Genomic DNA, 19,991 nt, shown 5'->3' on the forward strand with positions numbered 1-19,991 from the left:
GGGGTCCTAGGCGGCGCGCTGGACCTTCAGGATGCGGAAGGACTTTGCCGTGCTGTGCCGGGACACGCCGAAATCCGCGCCCAGCGTCTCGTCCAGCCAGCGCTGAAGCGAATCGGACCCGAGGTTCTTCTGCACCACCAGCCAGGCGGTTCCGCCCGGAGCCAGGCGGGGAAGCCAGAGCAGCAGCAGCGCGTGCAGCTCGTCCTTGCCGATCCGGATCGGGGGATTGGACCAGATGGTTTCGAAGCGCAGGGACGGATCAACATCGTCCGGGAGGGACGCCCGCACGTTGGACAGGCCCAGCGCCGCAGCGTTGTCCCGGGTCAGGCCAAGGGAACGCTCGTTGACGTCCACCGCGTAGACCTGGGCCGCCGGGGACTTCAGGGCCATGGTCAGCGCGATCGGTCCCCAGCCGCAGCCGATGTCCAGGAGATTGCCCTCTGCTGCCGGATCGGGAATACCGGAGAGCAGAACCTGCGTTCCCTTATCAACGCCGTCGGGAGAGAAGATCCCGCCCGAGGTTGCGAGGGTGACCTCGCGTCCTGCAAGCGAGACGTGCAGCGGCCTGCGGACCTCCGGCGTTGCCGGCTGCGAACTGAAGTAATGCTCTGAACCCATAACTACCAAGATTAGTGGCTGTCCGGGCTCCAGGCCCCATCGGGGACGGCCGCGAACCTTCTTGCACAACCTGCCGGGCGCCCCTCACAATGTGGGTCCACTGGCATACCATGGTTAACACCGCTTCTAAGGAGATTATGACGATCAACAATTCCCGTCCTGCTGCCGGCTCGACGCCCACGGACCTCCAACCCGAAGAAATTCAGGGTGTCATTGACCGGATCCTGGCCAAGGAAGACGCAGCTGCCGCCAAGCAGAGCGTCAATCCTGCCGGCGGATACCGCGGACAGGCCCAGGCGCTGTCATCGCAGGCAGCGGAGCATTCAGATTATGACGGGGATCAGCAGGATCTGGCGGACCGCCGTGCCCTGCGCCGTGTAGCCGGACTGTCCACGGAACTCGAAGACGTCACCGAGGTTGAATACCGGCAGCTGCGGCTTGAGCGCGTTGTGCTCGCCGGACTGTGGACGGAAGGAACGGCGGCGGACGCCGAGAATTCGCTGCGTGAACTGGCGGCACTGGCTGAGACTGCCGGTTCCGAGGTGCTGGACGGAATGATCCAGCGGCGCCTCAAGCCGGACCCCGGTACTTTCCTTGGCTCCGGCAAGGCCCAGGAGCTCAAGGACGTGGTGATGGCTACCGGTGCGGACACCGTAATTGTGGACAGTGAGCTTTCGCCGTCCCAGCGCCGCGGACTGGAAGACATCGTCAAGGTGAAGGTCATCGACCGCACAGCGTTGATCCTGGACATCTTCGCGCAGCACGCAAAATCCCGCGAAGGCAAGGCCCAGGTTGAACTGGCGCAGCTTGAATACCTGCTTCCCCGGCTCCGCGGCTGGGGCGAATCAATGTCCCGGCAGGCAGGCGGCCAGGTTGGCAGCGCCGGCGCAGGCATGGGCTCGCGCGGTCCCGGTGAAACCAAGATTGAACTTGACCGCCGGAAGATCCGCACCCGCATGGCCAAGCTGCGCCGCGAAATCGCCGGCATGAAGCCGGCCCGGGAAACCAAGCGTGCCAACCGCCAGCGCAACGAAATTCCTTCCGTGGCGATCGCCGGCTACACCAACGCCGGCAAGTCCTCGCTGCTGAACCGCCTCACGGACGCCGGGGTCCTGGTGGAGAACGCGCTGTTCGCCACCCTGGACCCCACGATCCGCCGCGCGGAGACCCCGGACGGCCTGGGCTATACCCTGGCGGACACGGTGGGATTCGTGCGGTCCCTGCCCACGCAGCTGGTCGAAGCCTTCCGCTCCACGCTTGAAGAAGTGGCGGACGCAGACCTCGTCCTGCACGTAGTGGATGCCTCCCACCCGGATCCGGAAGGGCAGATCGCGGCCGTGCGTTCAGTCCTGGCCGACGTCGATGCCCGCCGGATCCCGGAGATCATTGTGCTGAACAAGGCCGACGCCGCGGACCCGTTCGTCATTGAACGGCTGCGCCAGCGCGAAGCCCGTACCGTCGTAGTATCCGCCCGCACGGGGCGGGGCATCGACGAGCTCCTCCAAGCCATCTCCGAAGGTATTCCGCGCCCGGGCGTTGAACTCGAGCTGCTGGTTCCTTACGACCGCGGCGATGTTGTTTCCCGCCTGCACAGCCAGGATGCCGAGATCCTGCAGCTGGACCATGAGGAAAGCGGCACCCGGATACGGGTGAAGGTCCGCGATTCCCTGGCTCCGGAGCTGGAGCCGTTCCTTAGCCATGCCTAGGAAAGACACCGCCGGGGAGGTCCTGGACCTGCTGCAGACGGCCGTGACAGCAATGGGCGGCCAGCAGCGTCCGGGACAGCAGCAAATGGCCAGGGAGGTTGCCGAGTCAATCGACTCCGGCCGGCACCTGCTGGTCCAGGCCGGAACCGGTACGGGCAAGTCACTGGCATACCTGGTGCCGCTGATCCACCATGCGCTGCAGAGCAGCAAGCCGGCGCTGGTTTCGACCGCCACTCTGGCCCTCCAGGCGCAGATCGTTGGGCGTGATGTTCCGCGCCTGCTGGCTGCCCTGAAGCCCAAGCTGTCCCGTGACGTTGACGTCGCGCTCCTGAAAGGACGCAGCAACTACGTCTGTGTCCACAAGACGGGCGGCGGATTTCCCGACGACGATGACCCGGGGGCCCTCTTTACCCTCGGCGAGGAAAAGGCGGTGTCCCATCCGGCTCCTGCCGCGGGGCCGACATCGGCCCTTGGCCGCGAGGTAGTGCGGCTGCGGGACTGGGCTGAGGAAACCGAAACCGGTGACCGGGATGAGCTGCTGCCCGGCGTCAGCGACCGCGCCTGGCGGCAGGTGTCCGTCACGGCGATGGAGTGCCTGGGAGCCCAGCGCTGTCCCGTGGCCGAGCACTGTTTCAGTGAACAGGCACGTGCCAAGGCAGCCGTAGCAGACCTCGTGATCACCAATCACGCAATGCTGGCGATCAGTGCGTTCGAAGGACTCGCGGTGCTGCCGGACTATGACGTGGTGGTGATTGACGAGGCCCATGAGCTCCAGGACCGGGTGACCGGGGCAGTGACCGGCCAGCTCTCCGGAACGGTCATCAGCGCCGCCGTGACAGCCGCACGCAAACACACTTCGGCTTCCGTGGAAGAACTGGCAGCAGCCGGCCGTGCCTTTGACTCGTCCGTGGAGGGCCTGCCCGCGGGACTGATGCCCTCCGGCCTCAACGAAGAACAGCAGCTGGCGGTTTCCCGGGTGCGCGAAGCCTGCCGGGTTGCCCTCTCTGATTCGAAGCCCGAAGGTGGGGACGCCGGCGACGGCGGACGGCAGATGGCCCGTTCACGGCTGCTCGCCGTGCTGGAACTGTGCGAACGGCTTCTTGAGGCCCCGGACTCAGGCGAAGTCCTGTGGTCCTCGCGGCCGAGCACGTTCTCCCCGGGCGAGGGATACTCCCCGGCGGACGACTCGGCGCCCGCGACCCTGAACATCGCACCGATCTCCGTAGCCGGACGGCTCAGGGACGGACTCTTCGACGGGCACACCGTGGTGCTGACCTCTGCCACCCTGGCGATCGGCACCGAGTTCGGACCGGTAGCGGGCGGACTCGGCCTGAGCGGAGCCGGCGCCCCGGACTGGACGGGCACCGACGTCGGCAGTCCTTTCGACTATCCCCGGCAGGGTGTCCTCTACGTGGCGAAAGACCTGCCCAAGCCGGACCGCGGCACGTCACCGGCCCAGCTGGAAGAACTCGAAGCGCTCCTCAAGGCATCCGGCGGAGCCGCCCTGGGGCTGTTCTCGTCCCGGCGTGCTGCCGAGGACGCAGCGGCCGCCCTGCGCGACAAAGTGGACTTTCCCATCCTGTGCCAGGGCGAGTCCTCTATGTCCGCCCTGGTCAAGGAATTCGCCGAGGACGACGCGACGTGCCTGTTCGGAACCATGTCCCTGTGGCAGGGTGTCGATGTCCCGGGCGAAGCCTGCCGGCTGGTCGTGATCGACCGCATTCCGTTCCCGCGCCCCGATGATCCGCTGATGACAGCGCGGACGAGGGCTGTGGCGAAGGCCGGCGGCAACGGCTTCATGAGCGTCTCGGCGACCCATGCCGCCGTCCGGCTGGCCCAGGGGGCCGGCCGGCTGATCCGTGCTGCCGGAGACCGCGGCATGGTGGCGGTGCTGGATTCGAGGCTGGCGACGGCCCGGTACGGAGGGTTCCTGCGCGCGGCGCTGCCGCCGTTCTGGTCGACCACGGACAGGTCCGTGGCGCTGGGCATCCTGGAACGGCTGAACGCCGGCCAGCGCGCGGAAGCCTAGCTTCGAAGACCGTCGAAGAGGCGGAGACCGGAGCGGGACCTGGGCTGGCTAGAGGGAACGCATCACTGAAACGACCTTGCCCATGATGGTTGCGTGGTCGCCCATGATCGGCTCGTAGCGGGTGTTCTGCGGCAGCAGCCAGGTGTGGCCGTTGCGCTGCCGGAAGGTCTTGACCGTGGCCTCGTCGTCCAGCAGGGCGGCAACGATGTCCCCGTTTTCAGCAGTCTGCTGGCGCCGGACAACTACCCAGTCCCCGTCACAAATGGCGGCGTCCACCATTGAATCTCCGGAGACGCGGAGCATAAAGAGTTCACCGTGACCCACCAGCTGTCGGGGGAGCGGGACCATTTCCTCAACCACCTGCTCGGCCAGGATCGGCCCGCCGGCAGCAATCCGTCCCACCAGCGGAACCATTGCTGTGTCCACGGCGGTGGTCAGCTCCGTGACGGACGCCGCGGCTCCGGTCTCCGGGGTTTCCGGTGCGGAGCCGGAGGTCTCCTTGTGCATCAGCAGCGGTACCAGGATCTCCATGGCACGGGGGCGTTTCGGGTCCCGCCGGATATATCCCATCTTCTCCAGCTGGCTCAGCTGGTGCGTGACGCTGGACAGGCTGGCCAGTCCTACCGTGTCACCGATTTCGCGCATGGATGGCGGGTAGCCGTTGGCACTGACCGATGCCTGGATGGTCTCCAGGATCTTCTTCTGCCGCGGGGTCAGCGCCCGGGGGCGGGGGGAATCGACCGCAGCAGCGGCAGCCGAGCGGCCTTCGGAGTCTGTCCTACGGGGCACTTCGGCTTCCCTTCGAGCGTTCCGGGCTACCCGGAAGTGGCGGCAATGTCAGTGGCGGGTGTTTTCCTTTAGTCCGAACGCTGATGCCGGAAACGGTCCGCTCATCGAGAGGGCCACATCCAGCGGCTTTCGAAGGTTTCCGCTGGTACCACGCTAGGTGAGCGGAAGGTCATTTTCAAACATTTGTTCGAGTGAGTCTCGACAGCGTTCGTAGATAGATGCTAGAAAAGGAAACAGCAGGAATCGAATACATGTTCGATTCGAAGATGCCAACAGTTCGAATCCAGTTTCGAAGCCGGGTGCGTGTGCCGGCGAAGAAAGGCTTCGATCCGGAAAGGTTTGCCATGTCCGTTCAGTTTGCGGCAGCCCCCAGTTCAATGGGCTCCATCCGTCTCGCCTCCGCTGCCCGCCGCTCAGGTGCCAACCCCGCGGCCGCCCGCACCACAGAAAGCCGTTCCGGCAAAAGCCGCACCGCGCCGCAGGCTCCCTTGAAGCTCACCCGCCGCGGCCGGCTCCTGCTGATCGGCGCTCCAGTGATGCTCGGCGGGGCAGCGCTGCTGACATTCATTGGGTTCTTCACCGCCCCTGCACTCGCCTCAAGCGGCGTCGCAGAGGTAACGCGGACACAGCAGGTGAGCGTGCACACGGGGGACAGCCTCTGGAGCCTCGCGGGAGAGTACGCTCCAGAACGTGACCCCCGCGCCGTCGTCGCGGACATCATGGAACTGAACAACCTCTCCGACGCCGTGGTCCCCGCCGGTGTCCAGCTCTACATCCCGGTGGCCGGCTAGGCCCGTACAGCACTCCGGGCTGCCGGTCACCGTTACGCAGGATTCTGCGGCGCGGCGGGCGGCGCCTTAAGCTGTAGTGGTGAACGAACAGCTGGAAAGACTCAACCGACTTCCCCTGCGAGACGACTTGAGGGGCCGGACCCCGTACGGAGCTCCGCAGCTGGAAGTGCCCGTCTTGCTGAACGTCAACGAGAACACCCATGGACTGCCGCAGGAAGTTGCGGACGCCATCGCCGGGTCTGTCCGCCAGGCTGTAGCCGGGCTCAACCGCTACCCCGACCGGGAATTCACTGAATTGCGTGAACGGCTGGCCTCCTACCTCGGCCACGGGCTGTCGGTCGAAAACATCTGGGCAGGAAACGGTTCCAACGAAGTCCTGCAGCACATCCTGCAGGCCTTCGGAGGCCCAGGCCGGACCGCCATGAGCTTCCCGCCCACGTACTCCATGTATCCGCTGCTCGCCAACGGGACCGGCACCGAGTACATCGCAGGGCACCGCGCCGCGGACTTTACGCTCAGCGCCTCCTCGGCTGCAGACCAGGTGCGGGGAGCGAAACCGAACATCGTCCTGCTGTGCACTCCCAACAACCCCACAGGCACGGCTCTCGGGCTGGACGTCGTGGAAGCCGTCTATGAGGCGGGCAGCGCCAGCAACACCGTCGTGATCGTGGATGAGGCGTACGCCGAGTTCTCCCACGCAGGGACTCCGAGTGCGCTGTCCCTGCTCCCCGGACGCGAGCGTCTGATCGTTTCCCGGACCATGAGCAAGGCGTTCGCCCTGGCCGGTGCCCGCCTGGGGTATATGGCCGCGGCGCCGGAGGTTACCGATGCCCTGCGCCTGGTCCGCCTGCCGTACCACCTGTCGGCGGTCACGCAGGCCACCGCCAATGCCGCCCTGGCCCACGCGGCCGCCCTCCTGGCCAATGTGGAGGACATCAAGGCCCAACGGGACCGCATTGTCTCCGAACTGACCGAACTGGGCCTGCAGCCGGCGGAGTCGGACGCCAACTTCGTCCTCTTCGGCGGACTCGAGAACCCGCGGAAGACCTGGCAGGGGCTCCTGGATGCGGGTGTGCTGATCCGCGACGTGGGTATCCCGGGGCATCTTCGTGTGACCGCCGGCACGGAGGCCGAAACCACCGCCTTCCTCACCCGGCTCCGTGAGCTGCTCTCGGCCTAGCATGCAGCGGCGACCGGAGCGTCGGCTCCGGTGCGCAAACACTAGACTGGTAACCAGAGCCCCTTCTTCCTAAGGAACCTTTTATGACCGTGGAGACCGCCACCGGCCGCACGGCCCGCCTCGAGCGGACCACCAGCGAATCATCCGTCCTCGTGGAACTGGATCTGGACGGCACCGGACAGTCGGACATCAGCACCTCCGTGCCGTTCTACGACCACATGCTCACCGCCCTGGCGAAGCACTCGCTGATCGACCTCACGGTCAAGGCGACCGGAGATACCCACATCGACGCCCACCACACGGTTGAAGACGTTGCCATCAGCATCGGTGAAGCCCTGAAGACTGCCCTGGGCTCCAAGGCGGGTATCCGCCGCTTCGGCGAGGCCACCGTTCCGCTGGACGAAGCGCTGGCCAACGCCGTCGTCGACATCTCAGGACGCCCCTACCTGGTCCACTCCGGAGAGCCCGCCGGGCAGGAATACCACCTGATCGGCGGGCACTTTACCGGGTCACTGACGCGCCACGTATTCGAGGCGATCACCCTGCACGCCCAAATCTGCCTGCACATGACCGTGCTCGGCGGCAGGGACCCGCACCACATCGTGGAAGCCCAGTTCAAGGCCTTCGCGCGCGCCCTGCGTGCCGCAGTCGAACCGGACCCGCGCGTAGACGGCATTCCTTCCACCAAGGGTGCGCTGTGAGCCGCAACGTCACGGTCCTGGACTACGGATCCGGCAACATCCACTCCGCCGTGCGCGCGCTGGAGCGGGTGGGGGCCAACGTCACCCTGAGTTCCAAGTCCTCGGACGTGCTGGAAGCGGACGGCCTGGTGGTTCCCGGCGTCGGTGCCTTCGCGGCCGTGATGCAGGGACTGAAGGATGTCGACGCGCTGCGGATGATCGGCCGCCGCGTAGCCGGCGGCCGGCCTGTGCTCGGCATCTGCGTGGGTCTGCAGGTCCTCTTCGACGAGGGCGTGGAACACGGTGTCCGCACCCAGGGCATGGGCGAATGGCCGGGCGTGGTGGAGCGGCTGGCCGCGGATGTGGTTCCGCACATGGGCTGGAACACCGTCGAAGCCCCGGCGGGGTCCCGCCTTTTCTCCGGCCTCGAAGACGAACGGTTCTACTTTGTGCACAGCTACGGCGTGCAGAAGTGGGACTTCGACGTCACGCAGCCTGCCATGCAGCCGCCGCTGGTTACCTGGGCCAACCACGGCGGGCCCTTTGTGGCTGCCGTGGAAAACGGTCCGCTGAGTGCCACCCAGTTCCATCCGGAAAAGTCGGGCGATGCCGGCGCCGCGCTGCTTGAAAACTGGCTGAAGGGACTGGGCTGAGCCGTGTGGAGCGTTGTCCTCATGGGTCTGGCCGGCCTGCTGATTGGCGGAGCCATCTCCTTCCGGCGGCAGGGCATGCCGCGCATGATCTCCATCAGTTTCTGGGTGCTGGCAGGAATGTCCCTGCTCGGTGCCTACGTCCTTACCCTCGGCCTCTGAGCCGGCCCCACCTCTGAAAGCAGGACCATGTCCCTCACCGAAACACCCATCCTCGAACTGCTCCCTGCGGTGGACGTTGCCGACGGCCAGGCCGTGCGGCTGGTCCAGGGCGAAGCGGGCTCCGAGACGAGCTACGGCGACCCGCTGGATGCTGCCATGGCCTGGCAGAACGACGGCGCCGAGTGGGTGCATCTGGTTGACCTGGACGCAGCTTTCGGCCGCGGCAGCAACCTGCCGCTGCTCAAGCGCGTGGTGGAAGAGCTTTCCATCAAGGTGGAGCTTTCCGGCGGTATCCGGGATGACGCATCGCTGGAGAAGGCGCTGGAACTCGGTGCCCGCCGGGTGAACCTGGGCACCGCTGCCCTGGAGAACCCGGAATGGACCGCCAGCGCGATTGCCCGCTACGGCGACGCGATCGCCGTCGGGCTGGACGTGCGCGGCACCACGCTGGCCGCCCGCGGCTGGACCAAGGAAGGCGGCGACCTCTGGGAGGTCCTCGCCCGCCTCGAAGATGCCGGCTGTCCTCGCTACGTCGTCACCGACGTGACCAAGGACGGAACCCTCCGCGGACCGAACGTTGACCTGCTGCGTGACGTGCTGGCACGCACCGACCGTCCGGTAGTGGCCTCCGGCGGCATCTCGAGCCTGGATGACCTGGCTGCGCTGCGTGAACTCGTTCCGCTCGGGCTGGAAGGCACCATTGTGGGCAAGGCACTGTACGCCGGCGCTTTCACGCTGCCCCAGGCATTCGACGTCGCCGGCCACCCGGAGCGCTAGTACCCGTGGCCAAGCGCGAACTTCCCGGACACATCGCCGCAGCACTGGCGGGGGCCGGAGGGCCGACGGACTCCGCCGGCGTGCCCTGGGAAGGGCGCAGCCTGGAGGGTGAGGGCAACCCGCTGCACCAGTTCGACAAGGACGACGGCCAGGCGGACGCCGGGTACGCGGCTGCCGTGCAGGCCCTGGTCGCGGGAACCGGCACAGAGGCCGGGGTGGTGGAATCGCTTGCCACAGCCAGGGTCTACGTGGCGATCGTCGCGACCCTCGGTGAGGAAGCTACGTCGGACCACGGACTGACAGCAGACAAGGAAGCCGACCTGGCACTGGTGACCCTTACCGCGCCCGACGGGCGGAAGGCCCTGCCGGTCTTCTCCTCCGTGGACGCTCTTGCGCACTGGCATCCGGAGGCGCGCCCCGTGGCGGTCTACGCACCGCGGGCAGCCCTGTCCGCGGTGTCCGAGGAGGCCCAGCTGCTGGTCATCGACCCCGGCAGCGATGTGACGTTCGTGGTGCGCCGGCCGGCCATGTGGGCTTTGGCCCAGCAGCGGGAATGGGTGCCCTCCTACGAAGACGGCGGGCTGGCCGGGATCGTTGCCGAAGCCGCCGGCCAGGAGTCGGCGGTGCGCCAGGTGCGCCTCGCCGCCGGGGGTGGCGTAGCCTCCCACACGGCAGGGGGTACGCTGGTTTCCGGCGGGGGCGCAGGGCCGGAACTGAGAATTATTCTCCAACTGGCACCGGGACTCGACGCGGCAGGCGTCCAGTCACTCGCAGCAGCGTTCCAGCAGCGCCTTGCCGGCCATCCCGAATTCGTTGAGCGCGTAGATTCCCTGGAACTGAAAATCACGCGCTGACCGGCCCGAGCGGCCAGAAGAGAAGTGCAGTGAATTTTAGTGTCTACCGGGACCTGCTTGCCATCGTCCCGGTCCGGCGTGTGCTCCTGGTGGGCATGCTGGCCCGTTTCCCCCATGCTGCCGCCGGCGTGCTCCTGACCCTCCACGTAGTGCTCACCCTGGACAAGGGGTATGCCGCTGCCGGAGTCGTCGCCGCCCTTGTGACCATCGGCATCGCCGTCGGAGCTCCGTGGCGCGGCCGCCGGGTGGATAACGTGGGCCTGCGCAAGGCGCTCATTCCCTCGGTGATTTCCGAAGCCGTGATCTGGTCCGTGGCCCCGCACGTCAGCTACGAGTGGCTGCTGGTGCTGGCCCTGATCGGCGGGCTGTTCACGCTGCCCGTCTTCAGTGTGGTGCGGCAGTCCCTTGGCGTGCTCGCCAAGGGGGACAAGCGGCGGACAGCCTTCACGCTCGACTCGATCGGCACCGAAGTGGTGTTCATGGGCGGGCCGGCCGTAGGTGCCGTCCTGGCCACTTCAGTCTCCACCGCCGTCGGGCTGACCCTGGTGGGCATCTGCACTGCCGGTGCCGGGCTCTTCCTGATGTGGTTCAACCCGCCCACCAGGTCTGAATCGCCCGAGGCCACGGAGCACGACGTCGAAGCGGCCACGGCGGCCGTGGTGTCCTCCGCGCCGGCCCACCTGGGCGAACCGGCGGCTGAGCTAACCGAAGCGGCCGGTGCCGCGGTTGAAGCGGAAGGCCAGAGCGGCGGACTGCTGGCCCGTGCAGCAGCAGGTTTCTCCTGGCTGACGGTCAGCGTTGCCGTGGTGTTCGTCGTGGCTGCAGGCGCGGGCCTGCTGCTGGCCAGCAGCGACGTCGGCATCGTGGCCCTGGTGGAGTCCTCTGGCAACCCGGGCCAGCTGGGCATAGTCTTCGCGGTCTGGTGCTTCGCCTCGCTCGTGGGCGGCCTGGTCTACGGCGCCATGAAGCGGCGTGTCTCGCCCATGCTGCTGCTGCTCGCCATGGCGGTGCTGACGCTGCCGATGTCCTTGGCAACCGACACGGTCTCCCTGGCGCTGCTTTCGATTCCCGGTGGACTGCTGTGCGCGCCTGTCCTTTCAGCGGCGTCCGAGCGCGTCGCGGACCTGGTCCCGGAAGAACGCAGGGGAGAGGCCATGGGCTGGTACGGGTCCGCGCTGACCACGGGTACCGCCATCGGTGCGCCGCTGGCGGGAATGGCGATCGACGTCGTCGGACCCTGGGCGGGTTTCGCCTTCGCCGGCACCGCAGCAGCGCTGATGGTTCTTCTCACGCTTGGCATTCGGGCCGTGGTGAACGCCCGCCGCACGCTGGTCTAGGCATGCATAAGGCCCGAAGGAACATCCTTCGGGCCTATGCATGTGCTGAAACCTAGTTGACGGGTCCGGTGAATTTCTCGCCCGGTCCCTTTCCGGGAGCATCCGGAACGGAGGAGGCCTCGCGGAAGGCCAGCTGCAGGGAACGCAGCCCGTCACGCAACGGACCGGCATGCTGGCTGCCGATTTCCGGAGCAGCCGCGGTCACGAAGCCGGCCAGTGCGGTGATCAGCTTGCGGGCCTCGTCCAGGTCCTTGAGTTCTTCTGCATCCGCACCTTCGGCCAGGCCGCACTTCACGGCGGCCGCGCTCATCAGGTGGACTGCCGCGGTGGTGATGACTTCAACCGCCGGGACTTCGGCGATGTCCCGGACGTGGTCCGACACGGGGCTATCAGAATGGGTGTGGGTTTCTTCTTCGGAGGTTCCGGGGAAGGAATGGCGGGCAGAATCGCCAGCCGGATTGCTCTGTGGGGTACTCATACTGGTAAGCTTGTCACAGACCGACCGGTACACGTTATTTGTGCCCAGCTCACCGACGTGATGAAAATCAGTGGAATGCTGGCGCAGGTAACGGGACCGGTATGCAAGCGGAGTCTCTCCCACCCGCGTCAGCCTGATTAAACCAGCCTCACGGCCGGATCAGAGTTGCCGGGTTCTGGTCGGCCCTTCCGGGGCATCATCTTCGGATGATTCCGGGAAGTGCACTGCAAAGCAGTGCCCGGCCGATCCCCGAGGCCTCCGATTGCGCGTGCAATTGGGGGCCTTCTTCAGTTGCAGGCGGTAGCCGTTTTGAGTCAAACAGGAGCTGCAACATTAGCGAGCCAAGAATCAATGATCGGATCCGTGTCCCTGAGGTGCGGTTGGTAGGACCGGCTGGGGAACAGGTAGGTGTGGTCCGGATCGAGGACGCCCTTCGCCTGGCAGCGGAGTCCGACCTGGATCTTGTAGAGGTAGCACCTCAGGCGAAGCCTCCGGTGTGCAAACTAATGGACTTCGGCAAGTACAAGTACGAAGCCGCAGTCAAGGCCCGTGAGGCACGCAAGAACCAGACCAACACGGTCCTGAAGGAAATCCGTTTCCGTCTCAAGATCGACACCCACGACTACGAGACCAAGCGCGGGCATGCCCTTCGCTTCCTCGGTGCGGGTGACAAGGTCAAGGCCATGATCCAGTTCCGTGGACGTGAGCAGCAGCGCCCTGAAATGGGCATCCGCCTGCTGCAGAAGTTCGCTGAGGACGTCTCCGAGGTGGGTGTGGTTGAGTCCAGCCCCCGCATCGACGGCCGGAACATGGTCATGGTGATCGGCCCCCTCAAGAACAAGGCAGAAGCCAAGGCTGAAGCCCGCCGCGCTTCCCAGCGCGCTGAGGCGAAGGCCGCCAACGAAGCCGCCAAGAATGGTGAAGCCCCGGCACGGGTCGACACCAGTGCTGACAAGGCACCCATGACGCAGAGCCTGGCAGATCTGCTGCCGGACGGTCTGCGCCTTGGATCTTCCGCAGCCGAAGCCGACCAGGCCCGTGCTGAGCAGGAACAGGCTGAGAAGGCAAAGGCAGCGCAGGCCGCCAAGGCTGCGGCGGACAAGGCTGCTGCCGATGCCCGCCGTGCGGAGGAAGCAGCCAAGGCTGCTGCCGCCAAGCCGGCTACAAAGCCTGCTGCGGCACCTGCTGCAGCAAAGCCGGCCGAAGCGCCCAAGCCCATGGCAGTGCCCAAGCCGACGGCCGTCAAGCCGTCCGCGCCGAAGCCCGCTGCCCGGCCGAAGCCGGCCGCCGCGCCCAAGCCTGCTGGCAAGGCACCCTCCCCGGGAGCCTCGAGCCAGAAGAAGCCTGGCTCAGCGGAGTAAGCACCGCTAGAACGCCCAGGCGTCCCTAGGAAACCCCGGCACCGTTACAGGTGCCCATATCCCCGCGGGCTCGTACCGCGGAAACCAAAGGAGATCGGTTCCCATGCCGAAGATGAAGACCCACAGTGGCGCCAAGAAGCGCTTCAAGCTGACCGGTACCGGCAAGCTCAAGCGCCAGCAGGCGAACCGCCGCCACTACCTGGAGCACAAGTCCTCCCGCCTGACCCGCCGTCTCGCCGGTGACAAGATCGTCACCCCGGGCGAGGCCAAGGTCATCAAGAAGATGCTCGGCAAGTAACCATCTTCCCCTGCGGTTCTGAGAAGGACTGCTCCATATTTCAACTAACTTTCCCGCGGCCCGACAGGGGCCGCAGCACCGGTAGTGTGCGCGGGACTATTTCTAAGGAGTACGCACGTGGCACGTGTGAAGCGGGCGATTAACGCCCATAAGAAGCGTCGGGTAATCCTCGAGCGCGCCAAGGGCTACCGCGGACAGCGTTCGCGCCTGGTCCGCAAGGCCAAAGAGCAGCTGCTGCACTCGTACGTGTACAGCTACGGTGACCGCCGCAAGCGCAAGGGCGACTTCCGGCGCCTGTGGATCCAGCGCATCAACGCTGCGTCCCGCGCCAACGGTCTCACCTACAACCGCCTGATCCAGGGCCTGAAGGCTGCTGAGATCGAGGTTGACCGCCGCATGCTGGCCGAGCTGGCCGTCAACGACGCCAACGCTTTCGCCACCCTGGTGCAGGTTGCCAAGGACGCCCTGCCGTCCGACACTTCTGCTCCGGCCGCTGCTGCTGCAGCACCGGCTGCCAAGAAGGCTCCCGCCAAGGCTGCTGCCAAGACTGCCCCGGCTGCTACCGCCACCGTTGCTGACGGCGGCTTCAAGGCCTCCGAAGGCGAAGCTCCCGAGGGCTACGTCATCAAGGGTGCGGCAACCGGCAAGTACCACGTCCCGGGTTCCACCTGGTACGAGCAGACCGTAGCCGAGTACTGGTTCAACTCCGTGGAAGCAGCCAAGGCTGCCGGCCTGGAGCCTGCTGGCGGCGAAGCCCGCCAGAAGTTCCAGGGCTAATTTCGGTACCTGCTGAACATGCATGACGCCGGACGCTCCGCCGCTCCGCTGATGTCCAACCCCCGAGCAGATCGGGTGAAGGAGGCAGCGAAGCTGGCGGGGCGTTCGGCTCGTTTAAAGACCGGCCGGTTCCTGGCCGAAGGCCCGCAGGCTGTCCGTGAAGCCCTCGTGGCGCACCGCGCGGCGGTTGCGGACGGCCGTCCCGGCGTCGTCGTCGAGGCTTACGCCACCGAAGCGTGCCTGGACCGGCTTCCCGAACTGGCTGAACTCGCGGAGCAGACCAGCCTGCGCCTGGCCACGGACGAGGTCCTCGCGGCCATGGCGGACACGGTGTCCCCGCAGGGGATTGTCGCTGTGTGCCGCATCCAGTCGCCGTCGCTCGACGACGTACTGGCCACCCGGCCGAAGCTCCTGGCAGTGATGTGCGAGGTACGGGACCCCGGCAACGCCGGAACCATCCTGCGGGCGGCGGACTCGGCCGGAGCTGACGCCGTGATCCTCACGGCGTCCAGCGTGGATATCCACAATCCCAAGGCCGTGCGCTCCACAGTCGGCTCCCTGTTCCACCTGCCCGTCGTTTCCGGCGTGGACTTTGCTGAGCTTTCCTCCCGGCTGCGTACGGCCGGCATCACGATCCTCGCCGCGGACGGCTACGGCAGCCAGGACCTGGACGCACTCCAGGACTCATCTGCGCTGCGTCGGCTCGCACCCGTTTCCGGAGACCTTGCGCAGGCACCGGCAGATGCTGGTCCGCGCCTGGAAGATCCCTCCGCCTGGCTGTTCGGCAATGAAGCCCAGGGCCTTGCCGAAGATGAACTTGCCGCAGCGGACTACCGCGTCGCCGTCCCCGTGTACGGCCAGGCCGAGAGCCTCAACGTCGGCACGGCCGCGACCGTGTGCCTGTACGCCTCCGCCCGCGCCCAGAACCGCTAAAGACCCAGAACCGCTAAAGTCCCAGAACCGCTAAAGACCCAGGGCCGCCCCTAGCGCTGCAGTGCCTTCTCCGCCTCGTTCGCGGACGCCCCGGCGGGACGACGGCGGTCCAGGGCCCCGCTGAGCAGGGCAACTCCCAGGCCCAGCAGCGCCAGGACCGCACCCACGATCGCAGGTGACCGGAAGCCCCAGCCCCAGGCGATGACCAGACCGCCGGCCATGGCACCCAGGGCGTTGGCCATGTTGAGGGCGGCGTGGTTCAGCGAGGACGCCAGCGACGCGGCACCGGGGGAGACATCCAGGAGGCGGGTTTGGAGTGCGGGAGTCAGTGCTGACCCGATAGCCCCGACCAGGAAAACGAGGATGATCGCACTGGCCTTGTACTGCACGCCCCAGGCATAGACAGCCAGGATCACGACGGTTCCGGCCAGGACGGCATAGATGCTGCCCATAACTGAGCGGTCCGCGATCCGTCCGCCCACGATGTTGCCCACCACCTGTCCCACGCCGTAGAGGCCCACAATCAGCGGCAGCACTCCAATGGAGAAACCGGCAACCTCGGTCATGGTGGGGGAGATGTAGGTGTAGACGGCGAAGAAGCCGCCGAAGCCGACGGTGCCCACGAGCAGGGCCAGCCACATCTGCATCCGGCGGAGGGCACTCAGTTCACGTTTGATGCTGGCATCCGGGTGCGCGGCCTGGAACGGAACGAACCACGCCACCAGGGCGACCGTCAGGAGGGCGATGGCACCAACGAGTACGAACATCCAGCGCCAGCCGGCAAGCTGTCCGAGCCAGGTGGCGAAGGGCACGCCGATCACGTTGGCGATGCTCAGGCCCAGCATGACCATGGAAATGGCCCAGCCGCGCTTTGTAGGTGCAACAAGGGAGGCTGCAATGACCGCCGCGACGCCGAAAAATGCCCCGTGCGGCAGCCCGCTGAGAAAACGGGTGAACAGCAGCCAGCCGTAGTCCGGAGCAATGAAGGACGAAAGGTTGGCGACGGCGAAGAACGCCATCAGCCCCAGTGCCAGCCACTTGCGCGGCAGCTTGGCGCCGGCAGCGGCGAGCAGCGGGGCTCCGACGACGACGCCGAGGGCGTACGCGGAGATGACGTGGCCGCCCTCGGGGACGGAGATGCCGAGGTCGGCGACCATTTCCTGGAGCAGGCCCATAATGGCGAACTCGGTGGTGCCGATGGCGAATCCGCCGGCGGCAAGGGCAATGATGGCCAGGGATACGTGGCGGGTTTTGGGCGTCGCTACGCGCGGGGAGGGCATAAGTGCGTGGGGTGCTTTCGGATCAGCGGTGCCGCGGAGCCGTGTAGAGGCACGGGCGCGTCTGGCGGGCCCGGGGCCGGAGCGGGAACGCTGGCGCTGCCGTTGGCCGGGGGCCAAACGGCCACGATGCCGTTCCTTCCAAGTCTAGGCCAGTAGGCACCGTAGACTCGATCTGTGTCGAATTCAGAACTGAAGCAGGTAGTCGGGGCAGCGATCGTGGATGACCTCGGCCGGCCGCAGAGCCTGCTGGCCGCTCGCCGTACCGCACCCGTTGCCTATGCCGGCATGTGGGAGTTCCCGGGCGGCAAGGTTGAACCCGGAGAAACCTGCGAGGCCGCACTGCACCGTGAGCTCACCGAAGAGCTCGGTATCGAGGTGGTGCTCGGGAGCGAGGTCACCGGACCTTTGGATCAGGGTTGGCCGCTGAATCCCCAGGCCGCGATGCGGGTTTGGCTTGTTGAGGTGAAGGCTGGGGAGCCCCGCCCGCTGGAGGACCACGATGAACTCCGCTGGGTGCGGCTGGATTCTCCGGAGCTTGCAGAACTGCCGTGGATTCCAGCGGACCTGCCCATTGTCTCGGCAGTTCGCCGGGCCGCGGATCAGTCCCCGGCCGAATAGGTTCCAGCCGGCCGGGGACTCTCCGGCCTTCGCTAGGCGGACGCCAGGATGGCGTCCATCTGCGACATCGCCTCGGCGGCGCCTTCTACCGCACCCATTGAGATCAGCTCCTCCATCTGGGTCCGGTCCGCGAAGGACGTCACTATTTCTGCAGCTGTTCCGCCGTCTCGGGCCGTGAGCGTCACCGTGACCTCTGTGACGGGCATGTCATCCCGGCGGGTTCCGTCCTGATCAGCAAATCCGTCCCGGAAGCTCAGCTGCCGGGGCGCATCCACCTGCTGCACCGCCCACCAGCCGTGGTAGATCTGTCCATCCGGTCCAGTCATGAAATAAGTGACGCTTCCGCCGGGTACCAGGCTGTGTTCCCGCACCGTGGCCGGGTAGGTCGGTGGACCCCACCAGCCCTCCAGCTTGCGGGGATCGGCCCAGAGCTCCCAGACCCTCTCCGGGGCTGCCTCGAATTCTGCGAGGGCCCTGATGGTCAGGGTGTCATAGTCCTTGTCAATGCGTTTCACGCTCATGGCGGTTCTTCCCAGCTCCCGGGAGGTTCCCGGGCTTGTCCTGCCGCAGCAGGTCGGACATCCGGTTCAGCCGGCCGGCCCAGGTCTCTGCCAGCGCGTCCAAGGCGCGGTGTGCCTGCTCCACGGCATCGGGTGTGGTGCTCACGAGCTGTTCCCTCCCGCGGCGTTCCTTGGAGACCAGGCCTGCGTCCGCAAGGACCGCGACGTGTTTCTGCACCGCCGCGAAACTCATGGGATAGGCCTCGGCCAGCCGGGATACCGACAGCTCGCCGGCGGCAGCACGGCGCAGGATATCCCTGCGCGTGCTGTCCGCCAGGGCATGGAACAGGCGGCTCACGGCTTCGTCTGGCAACGCATCTACAACCATTTGGTTGTAACTTAGAACCCTCCGCGGCACCGGTCAAGACCCTCCGGAGAATCAGAAAAGGGTTCCGGCTGCCACTGGCATGCCCGCCGCAGTCTTGGGCGCGGGCCGGGCGGCGCCGCGGGTGGCGACGAACTGGTTCCGGCCGGCGAATCCATGCCGGTTCTTGAAGTGGGTTATTCGTCCCGCAAGCCACTGGCGGTATTCCTTGGACGCGTAGGTGCCGCCGTCGTACAGCTTGTCGTAGCGCGCCGAAAGCTGGGGATAGTCCCGGGCCAGCCACTGGCGGTACCATTCGCGTGCACCCGGGCGCAGGTGGAGGGCACCGGCCGTGACCGAGGTGGCGCCGGCGTCGGCCAGTGCGGAGAAGAGCGCGTCCAGCGATTCGTCGCCGTCAGTCAGCCAGGGCAGGATCGGCATGGCCATCACGTTGCAGTCCATGCCGGCATCCCGGATGCGGCGGACCAGCTCCAGCCGGGCTTTGGGCGAGGGCGTGCCCGGCTCCACCCGCTGGGCAAGGTTCGGATCCAGCAGGGCGAGCGAAATGCCCATGCTGATGCTGGTCTGCTGCGCTGCCTCCGCCAGGAGCGGCAGGTCGCGGGCCAGCAGGGTTCCTTTGGTCAGGATGGAGAAGGGGGTTCCGCTGTCCGCCAGGGCCCGGATGATGCCGGGCATCAGTTTGTAGCGGCCCTCAGCCCGCTGGTACGGGTCGGTGTTGGTGCCCATGGCCACGTGTTCGTAGTCCCAGGAAGGCCGTGCCAGTTCACGCCGCAGGACCTCCGCTGCGTTGGTTTTGACTACCAGCTGGCTGTCGAAGTCTGCTCCGGTGTCCAGATCCAGGTAGCTGTGGGTCTTACGGGCAAAGCAGTACACGCAGGCGTGGCTACAGCCCCGGTAGGGGTTCACTGTCCAGCCGAAGGGCATCGACGAGGTCCTCGGAACCTTGTTCAGTACGGATTTGGCGAGGACCTCGTGGAACGTCACGCCGGCAAATCCCGGGGTCTGCACGGAGCGGACCAGTCCCTGCAGCGGTAGCAGCGCGTCAGCGGACGGCGCCGCCTTGGGTTCCTGCTCCTGCCACCTCATGCCACCCATTAGAACATATGTTCGAATCCGTGCCTACCCTCTCCGCCCCTTCGAGATGGAAGAAACTGCACGTTAGACCCCCCTATTCGGGCAGTTTCTGTGATTTCGATGGTGTGGGGGGCGGGAAGCGCGGGTCCGGTAGCCGCCGTCGGACAGACCGGCCAGGATTTCAAAAATGTTCGACGACGCCGGGTCTCCGGAACGCAGCTTGGAGAACCCCGCTGCGGCGAAGTAAAGCGGCAGGAATGCCGGCCCCAGTACCGCGTACTGGCTGCTGTGCCGCGCCTCATGCCGCAGCAGCGCGGAGGCAGGTCCGGCGTCGAACGCCTGAGAAACCCGGGAACGGTAGAGAATCACGTTTCCCAGGGTGAAGGCTGCCGCGCGGGGAAGTGGATGGTTCCAGCCGCCGGCGAGCAGCAGCCCGCCGGGCCCCTGCCGCACCGGAACCCTGCCCAGCCGGGCAGCGAGCAGGCCTGCCGCCGTCGTGCCGTTGACCAGGTTCACTGCTCGGCGAAGCGCGTGGCGGCGGGACAGGGGAGGAGCCATGCGCCAATGCTAGGACAGGCGGGGTGCCTTCACACTGCCCGGGCGGAGAGGATGAGTTGGTTAGACTGGTAGCCGCAGGCTTCGTGCCTTTGCCTGCAGGACACAGCATCCACAACCATTCACGTCAACACGGCCGGAAACAGGTAAGAACGGTAC

At 66.5% G+C, this 19,991-nt stretch carries 23 protein-coding genes; 15 read left to right on the forward strand and 8 right to left on the reverse strand.

Going from position 1 to position 19,991, the window contains the following annotated elements:
• Positions 1-6: 6 nt before the first annotated feature.
• Complete coding sequence (locus GD628_RS14855; RefSeq protein WP_091606113.1) at positions 7-618, reverse strand: class I SAM-dependent methyltransferase; 612 nt, start codon at positions 616-618, stop codon at positions 7-9.
• 137 nt (positions 619-755) lie between these two features.
• Here GD628_RS14855 and hflX point away from each other — a divergent pair, with 137 nt between their 5' ends.
• Both hflX and GD628_RS14865 read left to right on the forward strand, forming a co-directional pair.
• Complete coding sequence (gene hflX, locus GD628_RS14860) at positions 756-2,324, forward strand: GTPase HflX (protein ID WP_152275246.1); 1,569 nt, start codon at positions 756-758, stop codon at positions 2,322-2,324.
• Positions 2,317-4,353 (forward strand): ATP-dependent DNA helicase, encoded by a 2,037-nt coding sequence (locus GD628_RS14865; RefSeq protein ID WP_091606107.1) that lies wholly within the window; start codon positions 2,317-2,319, stop codon positions 4,351-4,353. Before hflX ends, GD628_RS14865 begins: the two co-directional genes overlap by 8 nt.
• A 48-nt stretch (positions 4,354-4,401) precedes the next feature.
• On the opposite strand, the gene lexA is transcribed toward GD628_RS14865, so the two are convergent.
• Positions 4,402-5,070 carry a transcriptional repressor LexA gene (gene lexA, locus GD628_RS14870; RefSeq protein ID WP_226802581.1) on the reverse strand — a complete coding sequence of 223 codons (669 nt, stop codon included), beginning with the start codon at positions 5,068-5,070 and terminating at the stop codon, positions 4,402-4,404.
• A 416-nt stretch (positions 5,071-5,486) separates the two neighbouring features.
• Between lexA and GD628_RS14875 the strand changes: the two genes are divergently transcribed.
• The 8 genes from GD628_RS14875 to GD628_RS14905 all read left to right on the forward strand — a co-directional run bounded on the left by GD628_RS14875 (position 5,487) and on the right by GD628_RS14905 (position 11,573).
• Positions 5,487-5,933 carry a LysM peptidoglycan-binding domain-containing protein gene (locus tag GD628_RS14875; RefSeq protein ID WP_226802577.1) on the forward strand — a complete coding sequence of 149 codons (447 nt, stop codon included), beginning with the start codon at positions 5,487-5,489 and terminating at the stop codon, positions 5,931-5,933.
• A gap of 79 nt (positions 5,934-6,012) precedes the next feature.
• Complete coding sequence (locus GD628_RS14880) at positions 6,013-7,113, forward strand: histidinol-phosphate transaminase (RefSeq protein ID WP_152275248.1); 1,101 nt, start codon at positions 6,013-6,015, stop codon at positions 7,111-7,113.
• Between the two features lie 83 nt (positions 7,114-7,196).
• Positions 7,197-7,814, forward strand: a complete 618-nt coding sequence (gene hisB, locus GD628_RS14885; RefSeq protein ID WP_091606102.1) for an imidazoleglycerol-phosphate dehydratase HisB — start codon at positions 7,197-7,199, stop codon at positions 7,812-7,814.
• Positions 7,811-8,446, forward strand: coding sequence for an imidazole glycerol phosphate synthase subunit HisH (hisH, locus tag GD628_RS14890; RefSeq protein ID WP_091606099.1), 636 nt, complete (start codon positions 7,811-7,813; stop codon positions 8,444-8,446). Before hisB ends, hisH begins: the two co-directional genes overlap by 4 nt.
• 21 nt (positions 8,447-8,467) lie before the next feature.
• Positions 8,468-8,605, forward strand: a complete 138-nt coding sequence (locus tag GD628_RS16560) for a hypothetical protein (RefSeq protein WP_193313291.1) — start codon at positions 8,468-8,470, stop codon at positions 8,603-8,605.
• 27 nt (positions 8,606-8,632) lie between these two features.
• The gene (priA, locus tag GD628_RS14895; RefSeq protein WP_152275249.1) at positions 8,633-9,382 is read left to right on the forward strand and encodes a bifunctional 1-(5-phosphoribosyl)-5-((5-phosphoribosylamino)methylideneamino)imidazole-4-carboxamide isomerase/phosphoribosylanthranilate isomerase PriA; all 750 of its coding nucleotides are present in this window, start codon (positions 8,633-8,635) and stop codon (positions 9,380-9,382) included.
• A 5-nt stretch (positions 9,383-9,387) separates the two neighbouring features.
• The gene (locus tag GD628_RS14900) at positions 9,388-10,236 is read left to right on the forward strand and encodes an SseB family protein (protein ID WP_338083428.1); all 849 of its coding nucleotides are present in this window, start codon (positions 9,388-9,390) and stop codon (positions 10,234-10,236) included.
• A 29-nt stretch (positions 10,237-10,265) separates the two neighbouring features.
• Positions 10,266-11,573, forward strand: coding sequence for an MFS transporter (locus GD628_RS14905; protein ID WP_152275251.1), 1,308 nt, complete (start codon positions 10,266-10,268; stop codon positions 11,571-11,573).
• A 52-nt stretch (positions 11,574-11,625) separates the two neighbouring features.
• On the opposite strand, the gene GD628_RS14910 is transcribed toward GD628_RS14905, so the two are convergent.
• On the reverse strand, positions 11,626-12,051 hold the full coding sequence (locus tag GD628_RS14910; RefSeq protein ID WP_091606908.1) for a DUF1844 domain-containing protein: 426 nt from the start codon (positions 12,049-12,051) through the stop codon (positions 11,626-11,628).
• Between the two features lie 374 nt (positions 12,052-12,425).
• Between GD628_RS14910 and infC the strand changes: the two genes are divergently transcribed.
• From infC to GD628_RS14930, 4 genes are all read left to right on the forward strand, one after another.
• The gene (gene infC / locus GD628_RS14915; RefSeq protein WP_377955806.1) at positions 12,426-13,412 is read left to right on the forward strand and encodes a translation initiation factor IF-3; all 987 of its coding nucleotides are present in this window, start codon (positions 12,426-12,428) and stop codon (positions 13,410-13,412) included.
• Between the two features lie 103 nt (positions 13,413-13,515).
• Positions 13,516-13,710 carry a 50S ribosomal protein L35 gene (rpmI, locus tag GD628_RS14920; protein ID WP_055240480.1) on the forward strand — a complete coding sequence of 65 codons (195 nt, stop codon included), beginning with the start codon at positions 13,516-13,518 and terminating at the stop codon, positions 13,708-13,710.
• Between the two features lie 117 nt (positions 13,711-13,827).
• A complete protein-coding gene (gene rplT, locus GD628_RS14925) occupies positions 13,828-14,487 on the forward strand; it encodes a 50S ribosomal protein L20, sunset domain variant (protein WP_091606083.1) in 660 nt (219 codons plus the stop codon).
• Positions 14,488-14,505: 18 nt separating this feature from the next.
• Positions 14,506-15,420: a TrmH family RNA methyltransferase gene (locus GD628_RS14930; RefSeq protein ID WP_152275252.1), complete on the forward strand. Its 915-nt coding sequence runs from the start codon at positions 14,506-14,508 to the stop codon at positions 15,418-15,420.
• 50 nt (positions 15,421-15,470) lie between these two features.
• On the opposite strand, the gene GD628_RS14935 is transcribed toward GD628_RS14930, so the two are convergent.
• Positions 15,471-16,700: an MFS transporter gene (locus tag GD628_RS14935; protein ID WP_152275253.1), complete on the reverse strand. Its 1,230-nt coding sequence runs from the start codon at positions 16,698-16,700 to the stop codon at positions 15,471-15,473.
• A gap of 174 nt (positions 16,701-16,874) precedes the next feature.
• Here GD628_RS14935 and GD628_RS14940 point away from each other — a divergent pair, with 174 nt between their 5' ends.
• The gene (locus GD628_RS14940) at positions 16,875-17,318 is read left to right on the forward strand and encodes a (deoxy)nucleoside triphosphate pyrophosphohydrolase (RefSeq protein ID WP_176697609.1); all 444 of its coding nucleotides are present in this window, start codon (positions 16,875-16,877) and stop codon (positions 17,316-17,318) included.
• A gap of 32 nt (positions 17,319-17,350) precedes the next feature.
• On the opposite strand, the gene GD628_RS14945 is transcribed toward GD628_RS14940, so the two are convergent.
• The 4 genes from GD628_RS14945 to GD628_RS14960 all read right to left on the reverse strand — a co-directional run bounded on the left by GD628_RS14945 (position 17,351) and on the right by GD628_RS14960 (position 19,835).
• Positions 17,351-17,839: an SRPBCC family protein gene (locus GD628_RS14945; protein ID WP_152275254.1), complete on the reverse strand. Its 489-nt coding sequence runs from the start codon at positions 17,837-17,839 to the stop codon at positions 17,351-17,353.
• Positions 17,820-18,206 (reverse strand): ArsR/SmtB family transcription factor, encoded by a 387-nt coding sequence (locus GD628_RS14950; RefSeq protein ID WP_152275255.1) that lies wholly within the window; start codon positions 18,204-18,206, stop codon positions 17,820-17,822. Before GD628_RS14950 ends, GD628_RS14945 begins: the two co-directional genes overlap by 20 nt.
• A 51-nt stretch (positions 18,207-18,257) precedes the next feature.
• Positions 18,258-19,289 (reverse strand): Rv2578c family radical SAM protein, encoded by a 1,032-nt coding sequence (locus GD628_RS14955; protein WP_152275256.1) that lies wholly within the window; start codon positions 19,287-19,289, stop codon positions 18,258-18,260.
• Positions 19,290-19,361: 72 nt separating this feature from the next.
• Positions 19,362-19,835, reverse strand: a complete 474-nt coding sequence (locus tag GD628_RS14960; protein ID WP_152275257.1) for a hypothetical protein — start codon at positions 19,833-19,835, stop codon at positions 19,362-19,364.
• Between the last annotated feature and the right edge of the window lie 156 nt (positions 19,836-19,991).

Origin of the sequence: Arthrobacter koreensis (assembly GCF_009193255.1) — a bacterium.
GTDB lineage: Bacteria > Actinomycetota > Actinomycetes > Actinomycetales > Micrococcaceae > Arthrobacter_B > Arthrobacter_B koreensis.